The sequence below is a fragment of the Streptococcus pseudopneumoniae genome (assembly GCF_001074975.1).
Taxonomy (GTDB): Bacteria; Bacillota; Bacilli; order Lactobacillales; family Streptococcaceae; genus Streptococcus; species Streptococcus pseudopneumoniae_D.
This window is the reverse complement of sequence record NZ_JUUO01000120.1, coordinates 1-21,229: the sequence shown is the minus strand read 5'-3', so window position 1 is coordinate 21,229 and position 21,229 is coordinate 1. Positions and strand designations below refer to the sequence as shown.

The 21,229-nt window shown below is 36.8% G+C and carries 19 protein-coding genes; 5 read left to right on the top strand and 14 right to left on the bottom strand.

What is annotated here, in order from left to right; all coding sequences use genetic code 11:
• The first annotated feature begins 58 nt into the window (after positions 1 to 58).
• Positions 59 to 985, top strand: a complete 927-nt coding sequence (cysK, locus tag ADI86_RS07610; RefSeq protein WP_049532454.1) for a cysteine synthase A — start codon at positions 59 to 61, stop codon at positions 983 to 985.
• Positions 986 to 1,212: 227 nt separating this feature from the next.
• Here the strand turns inward: cysK and tsf are convergent, their stop codons facing one another.
• From tsf to yfmF, 12 genes are all read right to left on the bottom strand, one after another.
• Complete coding sequence (gene tsf, locus ADI86_RS07605) at positions 1,213 to 2,253, bottom strand: translation elongation factor Ts (RefSeq protein WP_049532453.1); 1,041 nt, start codon at positions 2,251 to 2,253, stop codon at positions 1,213 to 1,215.
• 78 nt (positions 2,254 to 2,331) lie between these two features.
• Entirely contained in the window at positions 2,332 to 3,111 is a 780-nt protein-coding gene (gene rpsB, locus ADI86_RS07600; protein ID WP_049532452.1) for a 30S ribosomal protein S2, read from the bottom strand.
• Between the two features lie 215 nt (positions 3,112 to 3,326).
• A complete protein-coding gene (pcsB, locus tag ADI86_RS07595; protein ID WP_049532451.1) occupies positions 3,327 to 4,514 on the bottom strand; it encodes a peptidoglycan hydrolase PcsB in 1,188 nt (395 codons plus the stop codon).
• A 93-nt stretch (positions 4,515 to 4,607) separates the two neighbouring features.
• Entirely contained in the window at positions 4,608 to 5,102 is a 495-nt protein-coding gene (gene mreD, locus ADI86_RS07590; protein WP_049532450.1) for a rod shape-determining protein MreD, read from the bottom strand.
• Entirely contained in the window at positions 5,102 to 5,920 is an 819-nt protein-coding gene (gene mreC / locus ADI86_RS07585) for a rod shape-determining protein MreC (RefSeq protein WP_049532449.1), read from the bottom strand. The genes mreD and mreC overlap by 1 nt, the downstream gene beginning before the upstream one ends.
• A gap of 58 nt (positions 5,921 to 5,978) precedes the next feature.
• Positions 5,979 to 6,773, bottom strand: a complete 795-nt coding sequence (locus tag ADI86_RS07580) for an energy-coupling factor transporter transmembrane component T family protein (RefSeq protein ID WP_049532448.1) — start codon at positions 6,771 to 6,773, stop codon at positions 5,979 to 5,981.
• The gene (locus tag ADI86_RS07575) at positions 6,766 to 7,605 is read right to left on the bottom strand and encodes an energy-coupling factor transporter ATPase (protein ID WP_049532447.1); all 840 of its coding nucleotides are present in this window, start codon (positions 7,603 to 7,605) and stop codon (positions 6,766 to 6,768) included. Before ADI86_RS07575 ends, ADI86_RS07580 begins: the two co-directional genes overlap by 8 nt.
• Positions 7,590 to 8,417, bottom strand: a complete 828-nt coding sequence (locus ADI86_RS07570) for an energy-coupling factor ABC transporter ATP-binding protein (RefSeq protein ID WP_049532446.1) — start codon at positions 8,415 to 8,417, stop codon at positions 7,590 to 7,592. The genes ADI86_RS07575 and ADI86_RS07570 overlap by 16 nt, the downstream gene beginning before the upstream one ends.
• Positions 8,414 to 8,959 (bottom strand): CDP-diacylglycerol--glycerol-3-phosphate 3-phosphatidyltransferase, encoded by a 546-nt coding sequence (gene pgsA / locus ADI86_RS07565; protein WP_049532445.1) that lies wholly within the window; start codon positions 8,957 to 8,959, stop codon positions 8,414 to 8,416. Before pgsA ends, ADI86_RS07570 begins: the two co-directional genes overlap by 4 nt.
• 10 nt (positions 8,960 to 8,969) lie before the next feature.
• Positions 8,970 to 9,803 (bottom strand): cytoskeleton protein RodZ, encoded by an 834-nt coding sequence (gene rodZ, locus ADI86_RS07560; RefSeq protein WP_001227962.1) that lies wholly within the window; start codon positions 9,801 to 9,803, stop codon positions 8,970 to 8,972.
• 41 nt (positions 9,804 to 9,844) lie between these two features.
• On the bottom strand, positions 9,845 to 11,128 hold the full coding sequence (gene yfmH, locus ADI86_RS07555) for an EF-P 5-aminopentanol modification-associated protein YfmH (protein WP_049532444.1): 1,284 nt from the start codon (positions 11,126 to 11,128) through the stop codon (positions 9,845 to 9,847).
• Positions 11,125 to 12,375: an EF-P 5-aminopentanol modification-associated protein YfmF gene (gene yfmF, locus ADI86_RS07550; RefSeq protein WP_049532443.1), complete on the bottom strand. Its 1,251-nt coding sequence runs from the start codon at positions 12,373 to 12,375 to the stop codon at positions 11,125 to 11,127. The genes yfmH and yfmF overlap by 4 nt, the downstream gene beginning before the upstream one ends.
• A 158-nt stretch (positions 12,376 to 12,533) precedes the next feature.
• On the opposite strand from yfmF, the gene yaaA reads away from it, so the two are divergent.
• Together yaaA and recF are read left to right on the top strand one after the other, a co-directional pair.
• Positions 12,534 to 12,902 carry a S4 domain-containing protein YaaA gene (gene yaaA / locus ADI86_RS07545; protein ID WP_049532442.1) on the top strand — a complete coding sequence of 123 codons (369 nt, stop codon included), beginning with the start codon at positions 12,534 to 12,536 and terminating at the stop codon, positions 12,900 to 12,902.
• Between the two features lie 2 nt (positions 12,903 to 12,904).
• Positions 12,905 to 14,002: a DNA replication/repair protein RecF gene (gene recF / locus ADI86_RS07540; RefSeq protein WP_049532441.1), complete on the top strand. Its 1,098-nt coding sequence runs from the start codon at positions 12,905 to 12,907 to the stop codon at positions 14,000 to 14,002.
• A 50-nt stretch (positions 14,003 to 14,052) separates the two neighbouring features.
• Here recF and guaB read toward each other — a convergent pair whose 3' ends face one another.
• The gene (gene guaB / locus ADI86_RS07535) at positions 14,053 to 15,531 is read right to left on the bottom strand and encodes an IMP dehydrogenase (protein ID WP_000073418.1); all 1,479 of its coding nucleotides are present in this window, start codon (positions 15,529 to 15,531) and stop codon (positions 14,053 to 14,055) included.
• A 151-nt stretch (positions 15,532 to 15,682) separates the two neighbouring features.
• On the bottom strand, positions 15,683 to 16,708 hold the full coding sequence (gene trpS / locus ADI86_RS07530; RefSeq protein WP_049532440.1) for a tryptophan--tRNA ligase: 1,026 nt from the start codon (positions 16,706 to 16,708) through the stop codon (positions 15,683 to 15,685).
• Between the two features lie 205 nt (positions 16,709 to 16,913).
• Here trpS and ADI86_RS07525 point away from each other — a divergent pair, with 205 nt between their 5' ends.
• Together ADI86_RS07525 and ADI86_RS07520 are read left to right on the top strand one after the other, a co-directional pair.
• Positions 16,914 to 18,536, top strand: a complete 1,623-nt coding sequence (locus ADI86_RS07525; RefSeq protein ID WP_049532439.1) for an ATP-binding cassette domain-containing protein — start codon at positions 16,914 to 16,916, stop codon at positions 18,534 to 18,536.
• Positions 18,537 to 18,597: 61 nt separating this feature from the next.
• On the top strand, positions 18,598 to 21,141 hold the full coding sequence (locus ADI86_RS07520) for a YfhO family protein (RefSeq protein ID WP_049532438.1): 2,544 nt from the start codon (positions 18,598 to 18,600) through the stop codon (positions 21,139 to 21,141).
• The last annotated feature ends 88 nt before the right edge of the window (positions 21,142 to 21,229 follow it).

Genomic DNA, 21,229 nt, shown 5'->3' with positions numbered 1-21,229 from the left:
TTTACAAATGGTATAGATAGCGTTATACTAGAAATATCTTATACAAAGAGGTATTCATATGTCTATTTATAACAACATTACTGAATTAATCGGTCAAACTCCGATCGTTAAACTCAACAACATCGTGCCAGAAGGTGCTGCGGACGTCTATGTAAAGCTTGAAGCATTTAACCCTGGTTCATCTGTAAAAGACCGTATTGCTCTTAGCATGATTGAAAAAGCTGAACAAGATGGTATTCTGAAACCAGGTTCTACCATTGTTGAAGCAACAAGTGGAAATACTGGTATTGGACTTTCATGGGTAGGTGCTGCTAAAGGGTATAAAGTTGTCATCGTTATGCCTGAAACTATGAGTGTAGAACGACGTAAGATTATTCAAGCTTATGGTGCTGAACTCGTCCTAACTCCTGGTAGTGAGGGAATGAAAGGTGCTATTGCTAAAGCTCAAGAAATCGCTGCTGAACGTGATGGTTTCCTTCCTCTTCAATTTGACAATCCAGCTAATCCAGAAGTACACGAAAGAACAACAGGAGCTGAGATATTAGCTGCTTTCGGTAAAGATGGATTAGATGCCTTTGTTGCTGGAGTTGGTACCGGTGGAACAATTTCTGGTGTTTCTCATGCACTCAAAACAGCAAATTCAGGTATTCAAGTTTATGCAGTAGAAGCAGATGAATCTGCTATTCTATCTGGTGAAAAACCTGGTCCTCACAAAATTCAAGGTATCTCAGCTGGATTTATTCCTGATACACTTGATACAAATGCCTATGATGGTATCGTTCGTGTAACCTCAGATAATGCTCTTGCACTTGGCCGTGAGATTGGTGGAAAAGAAGGATTCCTTGTTGGTATTTCTTCAGCTGCAGCTATCTATGGAGCCATTGAAGTTGCTAAGAAATTAGGTACAGGTAAGAAAGTTCTTGCTCTTGCACCAGATAACGGCGAACGTTATTTGTCTACAGCACTCTATGAATTTGAAGTGTAGTCTCCTAAATACATTTAGCCCTTATTATAGGGCTTTTTGTTTATACTCAATGAAAATCAAAGAGCAAACTAGGAAGCTAGCCGCAGGCTGTACTTTAGTACGGCAAGGTGAAGCTGACGTGGTTTGAATTTGATTTTCAAAGAGTATTACCTTGAAAAGTAGAAACCTCTCCCTATAGGAGTCTACTGCATAGAAAAAAGGAAGCAATTTAGCTTCCTTTTGAATTATTAGTTATTCAAGGCTGCTGCCATTGTAGCTGCAACTTCAGCTTCGAAGTCGTTTGCAGCTTTTTCGATACCTTCACCAACTTCAAAGCGAGCGAACTCAACTACTGAAGCGTTAACTGATTCAAGATATGCTTCAACTGTCTTGCTGTCATCCATGATGTAGACTTGTGCAAGAAGTGTGTAAGCTTGGTCAACTTTAGTGTTGTCAAGCATGAAGCGATCCATTTTACCTGGGATGATTTTGTCCCAGATTTTTTCTGGTTTGCCTTCTGCAGCCAATTCAGCTTTGATGTCAGCTTCAGCTTGAGCGATTACTTCATCAGTCAATTGAGCTTTTGATCCATACTTCAAGTGTGGAAGAGCTGGTTTGTTAACCATTGCACGGCTTTCGTTGTCTTGGTCGATTACGTGGTTCAATTGTGCCAACTCATCTTTAACGAATTGCTCATCCAATTCTTTGTAAGAAAGAACTGTTGGTTTCATCGCTGCGATATGCATTGACAATTGTTTAGCAAGAGCTTCGTCTCCACCTTCAACAACTGAAATAACACCGATACGTCCACCGTTATGTTGGTAAGCTCCAAAGTGTTGTGCGTCTGTTTTTTCAATCAATGCAAAGCGACGGAATGAGATTTTTTCTCCGATAGTTGCTGTTGCAGATACGTATGCAGCTTCAAGAGTTTCACCTGAAGGTATTGTCAAAGCAAGTGCTTCTTCATTATTAGCAGGTTTTCCTTCAGCAATAACTTTAGCTGTAGTACTTACCAATTCAACGAATTGAGCGTTCTTCGCAACGAAGTCAGTTTCAGCGTTTACTTCAATAACTGCTGCAACATTACCGTTAACATAAACACCAGTCAAACCTTCTGCAGCAACACGGTCAGCTTTCTTAGCTGCCTTAGCCATACCTTTTTCACGAAGCAATTCAATCGCTTTTTCGATGTCACCGTCTGTTTCTACAAGCGCTTTTTTAGCGTCCATAACACCGGCACCAGATTTTTCACGCAACTCTTTTACAAGTTTAGCTGTAATTTCTGCCATTTTGATTCTCCTATATTTTTTAAAAATAGGAGAGCCGGGCTAAGCCCCGCCCTCCTAGGTAATTACTATTTATATGAATTAAGCGTTGTCGCCTTCTACAACTTCAACGATTTCTTCGATTGAATCTGCTTGAGCTTCTGAAGCTGCAAATTCTGCTTCAACTGCTGCTGCATCTTCACCTTGACGTCCTTCGATGATAGCGTCAGCCAATTTAGCTGTAATCAATTTAACAGCGCGGATAGCATCATCGTTAGCTGGGATGATTACATCGATATCATCTGGATCAGTATTTGTATCAACCATCGCTACAACTGGGATTCCCAATTTTTTAGCTTCCTTAACAGCGATTTGCTCTTTATGTGGGTCAACTACGTACATCACATCTGGGATACGAGGCATATCTTCGATACCACCCAAGAATTTTTCAAGACGTGCACGTTGTTTGTTAAGAAGTGCAACTTCTTTCTTAGGAAGAACGTCAAAAGTTCCATCTTCTTCCATACGTTTGATTTCTTTCAAACGAGCGATACGTTTTTGGATTGTTCCCCAGTTTGTAAGAGTTCCACCCAACCAACGGTGGTTGATGAAGTATTGACCTGAACGTACTGCTTCTTCAGCAACTGCATCAGCTGCTTGTTTCTTAGTACCAACAAACAATACAACTGCATCGTTAGCTGCTGCATCACGCATGAAGTCGTATGCTTGGTCAGCATATTTTACAGTTTGTTGCAAGTCGATAACGTGGATTCCGTTACGCTCAGTGAAGATGTACTTAGCCATCTTAGGGTTCCAGCGACGAGTTTGGTGACCAAAGTGTACACCAGCCTCAAGAAGTTGTTTCATTGAAATTACTGCCATGAGTATTTCTCCTTTTTGTTTTTTTCCTCTTCTTGATTTCAGCTTGCAAAACGACCCGAAGGCAACAGCTTCACAATTCATCAAGAATGAGTATTATCGCTCACACGACAGTTCTCATTCTACCATACTTTTTCAATATTTTCAAGTTTTTTAAGAACTTTTTTATAGAGGCTATCGCCACTAAAAAAGAGACTCTATTAAGTCTCCTTTTCTAATTAATCTGCATAAATATATGTTACAAAACCTGACGACGTAGTTGTCGGATTGAACCACCCACGGTGATTGCCAAGCGTACGATTACCAGCATAATTTGATTCTGACACTTGGATACGTGTTGTTGATTCTACAGCAGTGACTACCGCTACGTGTCCATATCCACCATCATTCCAACATGCAATTGCTCCAACTTGAGGTGTTGATCCCGTACGGAAACCTGCAGCAGCTGCACTTGTAGCCCACTGTGCTCCATTACCCCAGTAGTCTCCAGCCCAAGGCGCTAATGTTTTAGCTCCCCATGTACACTCACCAATTGGATAACTTGAAGCATTTGTACTGTATGTTGGGCGTTGTTTGACTGCCACAGGAGTATATGTTGTTGATTCTGAAGAAGCTACAGCTTGAACCTGTGCTGCAAAAGTCGTATTCCCAGAAGCAACAACTGTTTGTTGTTGACTTACTTGTTTTACCTTATAAGCTGCTTCTGCCTCTGCTGCTGCTTTTGCTGCCGCTTCTGCTGCTGCTTTTTTCTCTAGCAAACTTGCTTTTTCATCTTCTGCTGTAGCTTTTTCAGCAGCAAGATTTAATTCTGCAGCCTTCAACTCAGCTTGTTTCGTTGTTAGAGCTTGTGCATCATCAGACAATTTCTGTTGATTTGCAATTACTGTATTAATTGCGTCATTGTTTGCTACTTGTTTCTCAGAAATAGCTTTTTTATCTGCTTTTTGTTGTTCCAACATTTTGTTATTAGCAGATACAATTTCATTCATTGCTGCAACACGTGAAATAGCTTCTGTAATTGATTTTGAGTTTACAATTGTATTGATGTAGCTAGTTGCAGCTCCATTTGTTTGAGCACTACGAGCCTGTTTTTGCAATGAATCATTACGAGATACAATATTTTTAGAAAGTTCTGTAATCTCACTCTCAAGTTTTTTAGATTCTGCTTGTAATCTATCATTTTCAGCTTGCAAGTTAGATTGCTCAGCTTGAATAGCTGATACTTGCTCCTGAATTTGATCAACTTGTTTTTGGGCTTCTTGTTGTTGTGCTGTTAAGTTACTAATTTTATTATCTTGAGCAGCAATTTTGTCATCAGTCGTTTCTGCATGCGCAGTTGTTAAAACAGCTACTTGAGAAACCATTACTGTACTTAATAAAAGTGACGCTAAGATTTTTTTCTTCATATTACGTAGATACTCCTTCTTTTAAAGACAATACTAGTATACCAAAAAAAGGCCTAATGAATATTACGCCTTTGTTACATTTTTGTTTCTTTCTTATAGATAATATTTTTCAAAAATAAACTGAAAAATAATCATCCACACAAGATTTAAAATCATGGATGGTACTAGGCTATAAACGATAAAAATCGGCAGACTATCTACAGTTAAACCTACCACTAATGCAAAGAGATAAGCTCCCATATCAAATAGAAAACTCATAACAATCATAGCCAAGATTCTTGTCCAACGATTCAACAAAATAACACTATTCAATTTATGAAGAAAAGCTCCCAATAAGATAAATAAGAGAGTTGCAATCCCTATTAGATGGAAAAAGTAAACATCGTAAACCAAGCCTATGACAAAACAATAGACTAGGTAGAAATACTCTGATACTTCTATCGTCTCAAATAAGAGAAATAGAAAAAGAAAATGACTAGCCAAATGTACATGGGGGAAAAATGAGCCCAGAAGCTGGCTAATATGGGCGTCAATTAGAACAAAGAAAGGAAGCAATAAAAACACTCCAACCCGCTTCAACTGTCTCATTATGAATTCCCCACTAATTCTATCACATCCACATTATGAGTATCTGCACTCAATTTAACAGTTACTTCTCGTGTCAAATAGTCTGTACTATGCGTTGTGGTAACTACTTCACCAACAGGAATATCCGCAACGTTAAAGTTTCCTAATCCACCAGTTGTCACCTTATCTCCTGCACTAATATCGCTATTACTGTTTAATTGACTAATTTTAAGCACTTCATTTTCCTTGTCATAGCCAACAATAATTCCATAAATTGTAGTAGAACCATGTTGAATTTTAACAGAAATCTTATCAGCATTTTCCGTATTTGTTAGAAGGTTGACTATAGTAGAGTTTTCCTCTACTTTTGAAACACTCCCAATCAAACCACCATTTGCAATAGCTAACATGTTCTCAGAAGCTCCTTTTGATTTGCCTGCATCCAGGGTCAATTCCTGTTTCCAAGATACTGGTGAACGCATAATAACATCAGCTGCTAAAGTCTTTGTTGCTTGCAACTTGGACTTCATATCAAGCAATTGACGCAGTTGTTTATTTTCCGTCTTTAAACTTTCCGCCTCATTCGATCTAACTTCTAACTGGTAAATCTGTTTCTTCAAACTTTCATTTTCATTATATGTTCGTGTCAAATGAGCCAAATCTGATTTGATAGAATCAAACCACCGAAAAGGTTTTTGTACAACTCTATCAACCAATGAGATTCCATCTCCTAATTTTGTCACAATTGTACTTGAATAAGTCGTCGCTAAGAGAACTGAGACAAGCAGAACAATGACAAAAACAATAATGACATATTTTGATTTTTTAAAACGGTTCATATCCCTACCTTTATATCAAAAACTGTTACAGTAACTTTTTATCAATTCCTGAAAGCTACTAAGATTTTAAGAAAAATAAGCAACAACCAAGTCCGAGAATAATAAGAATGGTCAGCGTATCCTTTCGAGTCCATTTCAATTGTCTGTATTGACTTCTGCCTTTTCCACCCTGATAACCACGCGCTTCCATAGCGATAGCCAAGGAATCTGCACGTTTTAAACTTGTCGCAAAAAGAGGAATCAAAATGGGAATCATAGCCTTCACCTTTTGAACGATGCTTCCTTCACCAAAATCCACTCCACGCGCTTTCTGTGCATTCATAATCCGCGTCGTATCATCCATTAAGGTCGGAACAAAACGCAAACTCATAGATAGCATTAGGCCAATTTCATGAACTGGAACTTTCACACGTTTTAAAGGTGCTAATAAAGCTTCAACAGCTGATGCCAAACTTAAGGGCATGGTTGTTAAGGTTAACAAAGTTGAAAAGAAAATAATTAATACAAAGCGACAAAAAATAATTCCAGCTTGTTGCAACGCATAATCCGTGATTCTCACAAACGAAAATTCAAATAAAACATTCCCATTAGAAATGAAAAACAATTGAAAGATAGTTGTGAAGGCAATCAAGAAAAACATAGACCTCAAGCCCTGAATAAAAAATGAAAGAGATACTCCTGACAAGGCAATAAATATCCCTGTCGCTATAAAAAGAATTAAATTCGTCAAGGGATTATTAGCCCAAAAAACAATCAAAATAAGTAGCATCATAGCCAGTAATTTGCTACGTGGATCCAATCGGTGAACAATCGAATCCCCTGGTATATAACGCCCCAAAATCATACTATCCATTTAGCGACTCCTTGAACTCCTCTACCTTAATCGGTAATCGTTTAAATGACACGCCTCTATCAGCCAATCGTTTACAAAAAGCTGTGATTTTAGGTACTCCCAACTGCACTTCTTCCATAAAGACAACATCTTGAAAGACATCACTTGGTTTCCCACCCTTAACTAAACGTCCCTTTTCCATCACATAGACTTGATTCGCATATTCAGCGACATCATCCATCAAATGAGTTACCAAGACAATGGTCATCCCTGACTGGTGGAGTTTTTTGAACAAATTCATCAACTCTTTTCTGCCCAAAGGATCCAGGCCTGCTGTGGGTTCATCTAAGACTAATATAGCTGGCTCCATGGCAAGTATGCCTGCAATGGCGACACGTCTCATTTGTCCACCTGACAGCTCAAACGGGCTACGATCAAAAAGTGATTCATCAATTCCAACCAGAGCCAGTTTCTCACGCGCAATCTTCTCCGCATCTTCTTCAGAAACTCCAAAATTTTTCGGGCCAAAAGCAACGTCTTTCAAAACCGTTTCTTCAAAAATCTGATTTTCAGCAAACTGAAATACCAAGCCAACCCGCTTTCTAATTTGACGAATATCTTTATTTTTAGAAGTAGAAGTGATGAAGGTATCAAAAACACGCACACTCCCTTGACTTGGCACCAATAAACCATTTAACAGCTGTAAAATAGTTGATTTACCACTACCTGTATGGCCAATTAAAGCCGTATAAGAACCATCCTCAATCGTCAAAGAAACATCTGACAAAGCTGTTGAAGCTAAGGGAGTCCCTTCTTGATACGTAAAACTCACATTTTCTAGAGCAATTCCCATAGCTTATCCTCTAGCTCACTTTCTGTCAAATAATTTTCAGGTAAATCATAGCCATTCTGGCTCAAAGAATATTTTAATTGATTGGCAAAAGGATCGTCTAATCCAATTTGATCTAAATCATTTCGAGAGAAAAGTTCTCTTGGGCTACTAGTTGATTCAATTTCCCCTTTTTTCATGACCAGTACACGATCACTCATGGCAACTTCTTCCAAATCATGGGTAATGGAAATGACTGTCATATCATAGTCTTTTCGAATTCCTTTTACTGTCTCAATGAGTTCTCTACGCCCCTCAGGATCCAGCATACTCGTTGCCTCATCTAGGATTAAAATAGCTGGTCTAAGGGCTACAACACCTGCAATAGCCACACGTTGCTTTTGACCACCTGATAGACGCGCTGGCTCTCTCTTTTTAAAGTCCAACATGCCAACCAAATCCAGAGCTTCTTCCACTCTCTTTTTCATTTCTTGACGAGAAAGTCCCTGATTTTCCAAACCAAAAGCAACATCATCTTCAACAGTCGCTCCAACAAATTGATTGTCTGGATTTTGAAAAACCATACCGATTTGACGACGTATATTCCAAACATTTTCCTCAGTCAAACGTTGGCCATCTATTACAATCTCTCCAGATTCCGCTTCCAATAAGCCATCAATTAACCGGACAGTAGTTGATTTACCACTACCATTATGCCCTATAATCGAAAGCCATTCTCCACGTTTCACGTGAAACGTAATATCCTTCACATCATAGTATTCCTGACTTTCCTTATAGCGAAAAGAAAGATTTTTTACATCAATTATTGATTTCATTTCGAACCAAATATCCCTTTAAATACATAGGCACTACCCTTGAAATAGTCATAGCCAGAGTAGATAGTGAAAAACAAGGCCACATAAAGTAGAACTTGGCCAATCAAAGTCCAATGTAATAGCAAGAAAATAATCGCAAACATCTGACTGAAAGTTTTAATTTTTCCAGGCATCGCTGCTGCTAAAACTGTTCCACCAGTTTCAACCAGTAACAGCCTTAAACCAGTAACAGCCAACTCACGACAGATAATCACTGCAACAATCCAAGCCGGAGCCATACCTAACTCAATCAACATAATAAAAGCCGACATAACTAGTAACTTATCCGCCATAGGATCTGCAAATTTACCAAAATTACTGACCACATTCCATTTACGAGCTAAATATCCATCTAAATAGTCTGTAATACTGGCAACAGCAAAGATAATAGCTGCCACTATATGACTCTCTATCGAATTTCCTATCGTTAAAATAAAGATAAAGATGGGAATAAAGAAAATTCGACCTATTGTTAAGAGATTTGGAATTTGTTCTTTTTTCATTTGTTTTTCCTTAATTCTTAGTAAAGGTTATCGTAATTGTCCCAGTATAAGCTGTTAATTTCGATAAATCAACAGTCTGATTATCTACTATCAAAGCAACACCTTTTACAACACCTAAAGTAATGGTTACAGAATTTTTAGTTGAAACGGTTGTTTCCACACTTTTATTATCCGATGATAAGGTCACTCCACCTTCAAGTTCACTTTCGGAAATACTGACCCAACTTCTAGCATCTGAAACCGATAATTGCAATTTTGCAGTTTCCTTACTTGTTTTATAAGCTATTTCCACATGATTTCCTTCACCTGATACACTTATAGCTGATTCTGCACTAGAAGAACTGCTAGATGAACTACTACTTGAAGATTGGGGAACAGAGCTAGTTGAACTTGTTGATTGAACCACACTGTAATTAGAAAGAGAAGGCCCCTCTGGTTGAGTTTGAATATAGTTCCAAACATAATAGGTCACAAAAATTAAAATCGATAAAGCAAAAAGGATAAAATAAAATAAAGGTAAAAATGATGTTTTTTTCTTATTTTTCTTACTTGAACGTCTGCGCCCTGTCAACTCATCTTCATCAACATCCACTTCCTCATAAGTAATCATACTCCCAGAATCATAAGCATCCAAAACAATTTGGTCATCTAACTCAACAGCCCATGCATATTTTTTCAAGAAAGAACGCGTGTAAAAAGGACTTGGAAGTTGATCGAAATCGTCTGCTTCCATTGCTTCCAACATATCTAACTGGATTTCTGTCTTTTTCTGCAATTCATCTAAACTCAATCCCTGATTGATTCTAGCTAATCGTAAAACCTCACCAATTGTTTTTTTCCTCATACTTGTCATCCCTTCTTTCTAGTGTCTATTATGATAGGTTACTAAGATGGGAATATTGTAAAATCAACTATATCCCCTTCATCTATTAAGTAATGCCCTGCTTCAAGGACATCCTCTAAAGTAATTTCCTGTAAAATCTTTGGTAAATCAAAAATTGTCTCACCATGTTCAAAAGCATCATATTGCGTTGCAATAAATTCAAGAGAGTTCATACTACTGAAAAATTCTCCAAACATCTCTCTTTTGATAATATCTAAATGATCCTCTGTAATATCCAAATCCTTTGTAAAATTACGAATGGCCTTCCTAAATTGATGAGATAAAGCAACTGGCTCTTTCGTATCCATTGTCAACATAACAAAATGAAAACGACTTGTTACTTCAATTTCAAGAGATAAGGAAGTATCTATTTTACCTGATTCATATAACTTTTGAAAACGATCCGAAGTCCAACCAAACATCATTGCAAACAATAATTTTAATAAAACATGATGTCGATAGCAATCCGCTTCAGCAACTTTTCGCTTACCTCTAATCCCAATCGCTAGTTTGGGAGAAGATACTTCCATTCTCATACTGTCTGTTTGCTTTACAGCCTGTAAAACAAATTTTTCTCTTACTACTTCCTGAACATCTAAATCTTTCAATTCTTTTCTTTCAAAATAGTCCTGTACTTGCTCCACATCAAAATTACCAACTAAAAACAGAGACATGTTTACAGGTTTGTAAAACTTTGTAAAATTTTCTTGCAATTTAGTTAGATTGATTTGGGAAATAGACTCCTCGCTTCCAACTATATCTGTTGATAAAGGTGTACCAGGATACAAATTCGCTAAGGTTGAAAAGAATAAACACGAATCTGGATCATCTTGATACATTTCTCGTTCTTGCTGAATAATATCCTGCTCTCTTAAAATGGAATCTTCAGTAAAATGTGCTGATGTTACCAATTCATCAAGTAAGTCTAAATTTTCTAAAAAATGATCCGTTGATGAAAAAAGATAGTTTGTTTTTGTAAAGCTTGTAAAGGCATTACTATCTGCACCTAGACTCGTAAAAGCTGACATCAAATCGCTAGCATCTTCTCTCTCAAATAATTTATGTTCAAGAAAATGAGCAATTCCTGCAGGATATTGTTTTACATCTCCGTCAACTTCTGTGACAAGCATATCTACCGATCCAAACTGTACAGTTACACTCCCGTAAACCTCTTTAAATTCCTTTTTAGGTAAAAGAGCAACTGTCAATCCATTTGCCAAACGAGTTCGATAAACCATTTCTTTTACAGCTGAATAGTATTTTTCTTCAAAAACAACCTTTGTCATTCTATTCCTTCCATAAAGTAAATCGCCTGTAGTTTCACATTATTAGCTGCCCTACAAATAGCATCTTTGTCAACTTGATCAAGTTTTGCAATCCAACCTTTAAAGTCTGCTGAAGATTTTCCAAGTAAGGCATTTTGATAAGCACGTTCAATCAATGAACTTTGATTATCTTGAGAAAGTAACAACGACCGACGAATCATTTCCTTGGTCTGCTCTAACTCAAGCTCTGTAAAATATCCTTTTTTTAAATCAATCAGTTGATTATTCATCATTTTACGAGCCTGGTTACGATTTTCTCGATTAATACCAGCATACATCCTCAAGAATCCACTAAACAAATCGAGCTGACTTGAGATGGTATAAGCTAATCCAGCATTTTCACGGACATTGGTAAAGAGTTTAGAGTGAGCAAATCCACCAAGTAAACCATTCATTACAATCATGGGTAAATGTTGCTCATCACCATATTCAGAAGGACAATGATATCCCAATTCCAAAATGGATTGTCCCACATTTTTCCGAACCATACCTTCCTGAAGGATATTGGAATAAGGTTGACAATACTGAATCTTCACATCTCCTTCTCGACCTTTAAAGCCAAATGATTCTAATACATTTTGAATTTCAACCTCATTAAAATCACCTAGGAAAAAGAAATCTATTCGATCATTGGCCAAAAATTCTTGAAAACAAGAATAAGAACTTTGTGGAGTTTCAGCTAAAATACGATTTCGTAAATCACTATATTCCAATTGGAGACGTTCATCATGAAAAAATAATTTATCTAATTCTTTATGTGAGAAATAAAAAGAATCATCCATATCAGCTGCTAAACTTGCTAGCAATTGCTTTTTCTCAATTTCAAATAAGGCCGAATCAAATCCATTATCAACTACTACGGGTGAAAAAAGAGTTTCTTTTACAAGTTCCAAAATCTGCGAAGTTAGCACATTTTTCCTACTTAAAAACTCATCGCGGACATAGGTAAATGTCAATTCTACAATGTGACTTTGCCCTCTTCTGAAAAAATTGGTTGACATATCTGTACCGTATAAATTAGCCAAATGTCTTCTCAAATCTTGAGAAGTGGGATACATCTGATTAGCAGTCTCTAACATACTAGCACTCAACATGCGACCTGCAATCGTATCGAGGGATAATGGAGCGGTAAAACGCACGGTGATTTTGTTCGTTTTAAACTTTTTTGATTGGATAAAATGTGTTGAAATTCCATGCACTAACTCCATGATTTACCTCCTTATATACAGACTTCTATTATATCACGAAAACCTGAAATTTTCTTGTTCTCTGTAACACTTTTGGAATAAAAAACGCTTACATTTATCCCTGTTTCTCTCACTATTTTTAGGAAAATATGGTATAATACCAAATATTGAGGTGAATTATGGAATACAGATTATTTGAAGAATTTATTACCCTCCAAGCACTACTCAAAGAACTTGGAATTACACATAGTGGAGGAGCTATCAAATCATTTCTCTCTGAACATTCTGTTTACTTTAATGGGGAATTAGAGAGTCGTCGTGGAAAAAAACTTCGTATTGGCGATAAAGTTGACATCCCTGACATGAATATTGACATCTTATTGACACAACCCACTTCTGAAGAGCAAGATGAATACCAAGCTGATAAAGTTGAAAAAGAACGAATCGCTAAACTTGTTAAGGAGATGAATAAGGGAGTAAAAAAAGATAAATCAAAACCTACTTCATCGCCTAAAAGCAAACAAGCTCCGCGTTTCCCTGGTAGATAATCATGTGGCTACAACACCTATCTCTCAAGACTTTTCGTAACTATAAAGAAACGAAAATAGAGTTTAATCCTAAATTAAATGTCTTTTTAGGACGTAACGCACAAGGTAAAACAAATATGTTAGAGGCTATCTATTTTTTAGCCTTAACACGTAGTCATCGAACTCGAACAGATAAAAATCTCATTCATTTTGATGAGGAACAACTTCATCTTTCAGGTCTTGTTCAGAAAAAAACTGGATCCATTCCCCTAGAAATCGAACTAACACAAAAAGGGCGTGTGACAAAAGTTAATCATTTAAAACAGGCACGACTTTCAGACTATGTAGGACACATGAATGTTGTCTTATTTGCTCCTGAAGATTTACAACTAATTAAAGGAGCACCTTCGGTTCGACGAAAATTCATTGATATGGAGCTTGGGCAAATTAAGCCAATCTATTTATCAGATTTAACCAATTATAACCATATTCTTAAGCAAAGAAACACCTATTTAAAATCAGCTCAAACAATAGATGAAACCTTCCTTTCAGTACTGGATGATCAGCTAGTCGATTATGGATGTCGTGTAATGAATCACCGCTTAGATTTTATAAAAAAACTAGAGCATTTTGGGCGTAAGAAACATTTTGAACTTTCTAATCAGATTGAAGAGCTATCAATATCCTATCAATCTTCTGTCAAGATAACTGACAAAGAATACTTATCAGAATCTTTCAAAATTTCTTTAGAAAAAAGTAGGTCCAGAGATTTATTTAAAAAGAATACTGGTGTTGGTCCTCATAGAGATGACATTTCTTTTTATATAAATGGGATGGATGCTAGTTTTGGAAGTCAAGGTCAACATCGTAGTCTCGTCCTATCGATAAAATTAGCAGAAATAGAATTAATGGAAAGCATTACTACAGAATCTCCAATATTACTGCTTGACGATGTTATGAGCGAGCTTGACAACACTAGACAACTAAAATTATTAGAAACAATTTCTCATTCAATCCAAACCTTTATCACAACAACAAGCTTAGATCATCTTCAAAATCTACCAAAAAATCTAAGCATCTTTACTATTCAGGATGGTAAAGTTTCTGTAAACCAAAATTGACAATATTGTAAAAAAACTCCTGTTTTCACGGGAGTTCTTTTCATTGTTTTTTACATAGAATAATTTGGTGCTTCATTAGTAATTTGCACATCATGAGGATGGCTTTCTTTCAAACCAGCACCAGACATTTCAATAAATTGAGCATTATCGTGTAGTTCTTTAAGGTTAGCTGCACCACAGTAACCCATACCAGAGCGAATACCACCAATCATTTGGAAGACAATATCAGCTGCCGCTCCTTTATAAGCAACACGACCTTCAATTCCTTCTGGAACGAGTTTGTTTGCTTCATTGACAGAACCTTGGAAGTAACGATCGCTTGAACCTTTCTTCATTGCTGCGATTGATCCCATACCACGGTAAGTCTTGAATTTACGTCCTTGAAAGATTTCAGTTTCGCCTGGAGCTTCATCAGTTCCAGCAAACATTGATCCAAGCATAACAGCATTTCCACCAGCCGCAAGTGCTTTTACAATATCTCCAGAATACTTGATTCCACCGTCAGCAATGATCGTTTTTCCATATTCACGCGCAACAGCTGCAGCATCATAGATAGCTGTTACTTGCGGAACACCAACACCAGCAATCACACGAGTAGTACAGATAGAACCTGGGCCAATACCAACCTTGACAACATCTACACCTGCTTCATAAAGGGCACGTGCCCCTTCAGCAGTAGCAATATTTCCAGCAATCAAAGTACGGTCTGGGAAATGAGCACGAATCTCAGCAATTTTACGCAAGACACCTGCAGAATGACCATGTGCAGTATCAATAACAATCGCATCCGCTCCTGCCTCAAAAAGAGCCTCTGCACGTTCAAATGTATCTGAAGTAACACCTACTGCACCTGCAACTAGAAGACGACCAAACTCATCTTTAGCAGCATTTGGAAACTCAATAACTTTTTCAATATCTTTGATAGTAATCAAGCCAGAAAGACGACCTTCTTCATCTACCAACGGAAGTTTTTCAATACGGTGTTCTTGAAGAATGCTCTCAGCTGTTGCAAGATCTGTACCCACAGGAGCAGTAACAAGATTTTCACTAGTCATATGATTTGAGATTGGTTGGTTATAATCTGAAATAAAACGAAGATCTCGGTTTGTCAAAATACCAACCAATTTACGATTTTCAAGTGTTTCAACAACTGGAACACCACTGATACGGTAACGTCCCATAAGCTCATCAGCTTCAGCAATTGTATGTTCAGGAGTCAAGAAGAAGGGATCAATAATAACACCATTTTCAGAACGTTTTACCTTGCGAACCTCGTCTGCTTGTTGAGCAATTGACATGTTTTTATGGATAACTCCGAGACCACCTGCACGAGCAATAGCAATGGCCATTTGACTCTCTGTAACTGTGTCCATGGCAGCGGTAATAATTGGGATATTTAAAGTCAAATTATCTGCCAATTTTGTTGTTAAATCAGCATCATTAGGTAATACATGACTTTCAGCTGGAATAAGCAATACATCATCAAAGGTAAAACCTTTTTTCAAAAATTTAGTGTCCCAATTAGACATTCGAAGTTTCCTCTTTTCTTTCTTTTTGAGCTTGACTCTTTTTATATTGTATCTATCATACCATTCTATAAAAATTTGTCAAATGTTACAGAGGTAAATAAAAAACTATCTTTTCTTTGAGATAGAAATGATAGTTTCTTGTAAAATGAACTTAGTTAAAGTAATTGAGTCCCATTGCACCTTTAACCTCAGATAGGGTTTGACCCGCAACTTCACGCGCTCTTTCACTACCTTTTTGAAGCATATTATAAACTTCTCCCATATCCTTAGCAAATTCAATACGGCGCTCACGAATAGGACCAAGTTCACGCTCTAATATTTCAAGTAGATAACGCTTGGTCTTCACATCACCAAGACCACCTCGTTGATAATGTTCTTTCATATCAGCAATTTCTTGAGCATCTTCTGGACGACCAAAAACATCTAGATAATGGAAAACCATATTTCCCTCAATCTTACCTGGATCTTCCACTCGAATATGATCTGGATCTGTATACATACTCATTACTTTTTTACGCAAAGTATCCGCATCATCAGCTAAATAAATACCGTTATTGAGTGATTTAGACATTTTAGCATTTCCATCTAAACCAGGCAAACGCCCTGCTCTCTCATTTTCTGGATAAATACCTTCCGGTTCCACCAAGACATCACAGTTATATGCATTGTTAAAAGAACGAACAATTTCACGAGTTTGCTCAATCATTGGTTTCTGATCTGTCCCAACAGGAACATAATTAGCCTTGAAAGCTGTGATGTCAGCTGCTTGAGCGATTGGATAGACCAAGAATCCTGTCGGAATACTTTCTCCAAAGCCTTTCTGAGCAATCTCTGTTTTTACTGTCGGATTTCGTTCCAAACGAGCTAATGAAACTAGATTCATATAGTACATAGACAGTTCAGCCAACTCTGGAATCTGACTTTGAATAAAGATTGTTGATTTACTTGGATCCAATCCAACTGCAAGATAATCCAAAGCAACATTTCCGATAGACTCTACAATTGTTTGAGGGTCTTTAGCATGATCGGTCAAAGCTTGTTGGTCAGCCAAGAACACAAACATATCATACTTATCCTCTTCCTGTAATAATACTCGATTTTTGAGACTTCCAACATAATGTCCAATATGCAATTTTCCCGTTGGACGGTCTCCTGTTAAAATAATGGGTTTAGTCATTTTATTCTCCTTCGATATGGTCCCTTCAATTATAGCATTTTTTTAATGAAATAACCGTAATTTATCAAAATAAATCAGTCTTGCTATCTACGGATTTGTGTAAAGGATGTTGTAAACCTAATTTACACAAAATTGACAAATAAAAATTTGAATATTTCTGCTTTTTCTAGTAGAATAAATGTATTACATATATAGGAGAAAAACATTGCTTACAGTATCTGATGTTTCACTACGTTTTAGTGATCGCAAACTTTTTGATGATGTCAATATCAAATTTACAGAAGGAAATACTTACGGATTAATCGGTGCTAATGGTGCCGGAAAGTCAACCTTTTTAAAAATTTTAGCTGGAGATATCGAACCTACTACTGGTCACATCTCTCTTGGTCCAGATGAACGTCTCTCTGTTCTTCGTCAAAATCACTTTGACTATGAAGATGAACGTGCCATTGATGTCGTTATCATGGGAAATGAAAAACTTTATAGCATCATGAAAGAGAAAGATGCTATCTACATGAAGGAAGATTTCTCAGATGAGGATGGAGTGCGTGCTGCCGAACTCGAGGGAGAATTTGCCGAGCTTGGGGGCTGGGAAGCAGAAAGTGAAGCCTCTCAACTACTTCAAAACCTAAACATTCCAGAAGAATTGCACTATCAAAACATGAGCGAATTGGCCAACGGTGAGAAAGTAAAGGTTCTCCTTGCCAAAGCACTTTTTGGTAAACCTGATGTTCTTCTCTTGGACGAGCCTACCAACGGTTTGGATATCCAATCGATTACTTGGTTAGAAGACTTCTTGATTGACTTTGATAACACCGTTATCGTAGTATCCCACGACCGTCACTTCTTAAACAAAGTATGTACTCACATGGCCGACCTTGACTTTGGAAAAATCAAACTCTATGTCGGAAACTACGACTTCTGGAAGGAATCTTCTGAGCTCGCTGCTAAATTGCTAGCAGACCGTAATGCCAAAGCAGAAGAAAAAATTAAACAATTGCAAGAATTCGTTGCCCGTTTCTCTGCCAATGCTTCTAAATCAAGACAAGCAACATCACGTAAGAAAATGCTTGATAAGATTGAACTTGAAGAAATTGTGCCATCTAGTCGTAAATATCCATTTATCAACTTTAAAGCGGAGCGTGAGATTGGTAATGATCTCTTGACAGTAGAAAATCTAACTGTAAAGATTGATGGTGAGACTATCTTGGATAATATTAGTTTCATCTTGCGTCCAGGTGATAAGACAGCGCTTATTGGACAAAATGACATCCAAACGACTGCATTAATTCGTGCAATCATGGGAGACATTGACTATGAAGGAACTGTCAAGTGGGGAGTAACTACTAGCCGTTCGTACTTGCCAAAAGATAACTCGGCAGATTTTGCAGGAGGAGAGTCAATCCTTGACTGGTTGCGTCAATTCGCAAGTAAAGAAGAAGATGACAATACTTTCCTACGTGGCTTCCTCGGTCGTATGCTCTTCTCTGGGGATGAGGTTAACAAACCTGTAAACGTCTTGTCAGGGGGAGAAAAAGTTCGTGTCATGCTTTCAAAACTCATGCTCTTAAAATCAAATGTTCTTATACTTGATGATCCAACCAATCACTTGGACTTGGAATCTATCTCAAGCTTGAACGATGGATTGAAAAACTTTAAAGAATCAATCATCTTTGCCAGCCATGACCACGAGTTTATCCAAACTCTAGCTAACCATATCATTGTCTTGTCTAAAAATGGCGTCATTGACCGTATCGATGAAACCTATGATGAATTCCTAGAAAATGCAGAAGTACAAGCAAAAGTTAAAGAACTTTGGAAAGACTAAATAAAACTTCAAAACTCAGTTGGGTTAACCAGCTGAGTTTTCTAACATTTTATGAGGTAACATGAAATTATTTTTTAAAACATATTGGACCTATTTTGTTTCTTTCATCATTCCCGTAATCATTATTATAGGAGTATATCTATCTCAAGGCATCTACTGGAATAGCGATACATCTCCACTATTAGGAGATGGGTTTCATCAATACGTTATTTTTGATGTAGCTTTACGAAATATCCTACATGGAAATAGTAGTCTGTTTTACACCTTTACAAGTGGCCTTGGATTAAATTTCTATGCCCTATCTAGTTATTACTTGGGAAGCTTCCTTTCACCTCTAGTTTACTTTTTTGATCTAACGAATATGCCAGATGCTGTCTATCTGACAACTCTCTTAAAATTTGGATTGATTGGACTGTCAACTTATTTTAGTTTAGATAAATTATTTCAATCGATTCCTAAGCCTTTAAAACTAGCGTTATCTACTTCCTATGCTCTGATGAGTTTCTCTGTCAGTCAATTAGAGATAAAAACCTGGCTAGATGTTTTTATCTTAATTCCTTTAATTATAACTGGTTTACACCTGCTTGTCACTAAAAAGAAATTCCTATTGTACTTTACAAGTCTGTCAATCTTATTTGTTCAAAATTATTATTTTGGCTATATGACAGCATTGTTTCTTATTTTCTGGTATCTCTGTCAAATTTCGTGGGACTTTAAGACTCGAAAATCATCTTTTCTTGATTTCATAGTCATCTCCTTTTTAGCTGGTATGGCTAGTTTGATTCTGACTCTTCCTACTCTGTTTGATTTACAGACACATGGAGAAAAATTGACTGAAGTTACAAAGTTTCAAACTGAAAGTAGCTGGTATCTTGATCTCTTTGCTAAGCAATTCATTGGTTCCTTTGATACAACAAAGTATGGAGCTATCCCAATGATTTTTGTCGGACTACTTCCCTTTATTTTGACCATTTTATTTTTTACACTTAAATCCATTAAGTTTCACGTGAAACTTATCTATGCAATTTTCTTTGCATTTCTAATTGCAAGCTTTTATATAGAAGTGCTTGATTTATTTTGGCAAGGTATGCATACTCCCAATATGTTTTTACATCGCTATGCTTGGATTTTCTCTACCTTGTTAATTTACACAGCAGCAGAAGTCTTAATTCGTCTGAAAGAACTGAAAGTCTGGAATTTTTTAGTTTCTCTTTTTCTTGTAGTAACAGGATTTTTAGCTACCATCTATCTAAAATCGCATTATTCTTTTTTAACAGATTTGAATATTCTGCTTACTCTTGAATTTTTGGTTGTCTATTCTCTTTTACTCCTTGCAGTTATCAAAAAGTTTATCTCTGTAAATCTATTTGCTATTCTAATCTCTTTATTTATAATGGTTGAAATGAGTTTAAATGCTTCATCTCAAATGGGCGGAATTGCTCAGGAATGGGGATTTGCTTCTCGAAGTGCTTATAATCGAGATATCCCAGCTATGGAATCTTTCTCAGCATATATTGGAAATCAATTTTCTCGTACTGAGAAACTAGAGACTCAGACAGGAAATGACAGTATGAAATTCAACTATAATGGAATCTCTCAATTTTCATCTGTTCGAAATCGTTCAGCAAGCTCTACTTTGGATAAACTGGGGTTTAAATCCTCTGGGACTAATCTCAATCTTCGTTATGCCAATAATAGTATTTTAGCTGATAGTTTATTTGGAATCCAGTACAATATCTCAGAAAGTCCTATTGATAAGTATGGTTTCCAAGTTGTATATCAAAAAGATAATCTTGCCCTATATGAAAATCAATTCTCTCTTCCGATTGCCTTTGCTAGTCAATCTGTTTACAATGATGTCAAGTTCAACGAACATACTTTGGACAATCAGGCCTCGTTTTTAAATCAACTTGCTAACGTCGATTTTGATTATTTTTCTCCAATATCTTATGACAAAACAGAAAATACTAATGATTTGATCAGTGTTACAAGTTCTTCGAATGAGGATGCAGCAATCCAGTATCAAATTGAAGTGCCAGAAAACAGCCAGGTTTATCTTTCTTTCACAAACCTTCACTTTTCTAATGATAAACAAAAGAAGGTTGACATTCTTGTCAATGGGGAGAAGAAGACTTTTACAACTGATAATGCCTTCTCCTTCTTTAATCTAGGCTATACAAAAGAGAAAAAAACTTTCAATATTCATGTTAGTTTCCCTGGAAATTCACAAGTATCATTTGAATCTCCTACCTTCTATCGTTTAGATACCCAAACTTTAACTGAGGCAATTCAAAAAATTAAAGAACAGCCTGTAACAGTATCAACTTCTAAAAATAAGGTTTTTGCCACATATGATGTCAAACAAGATACGTCCATTTTCTTCACCATTCCTTATGACAAAGGTTGGTCTGCCTACCAAGATGGTAAGAAAATAGAAATTAAACAAGCTCAAACTGGCTTTATGAAAGTTAATGTTCCTAAAGGAAAAGGAACTATTACACTTTCCTTTATTCCCAATGGTTTTATTACTGGAGCAATCTGTTCCTTTACTTCTCTCTTACTATTTGGAATCTATAATCACAGACGAAAGTCATCCAAGGCATAAAAAATCGACCAGTTAATGTACTGACCCCCAAAAGTTAGACACTAAAAAACTAACTTTTGGGGTGTTTTATTATGAAATTAACTTATGA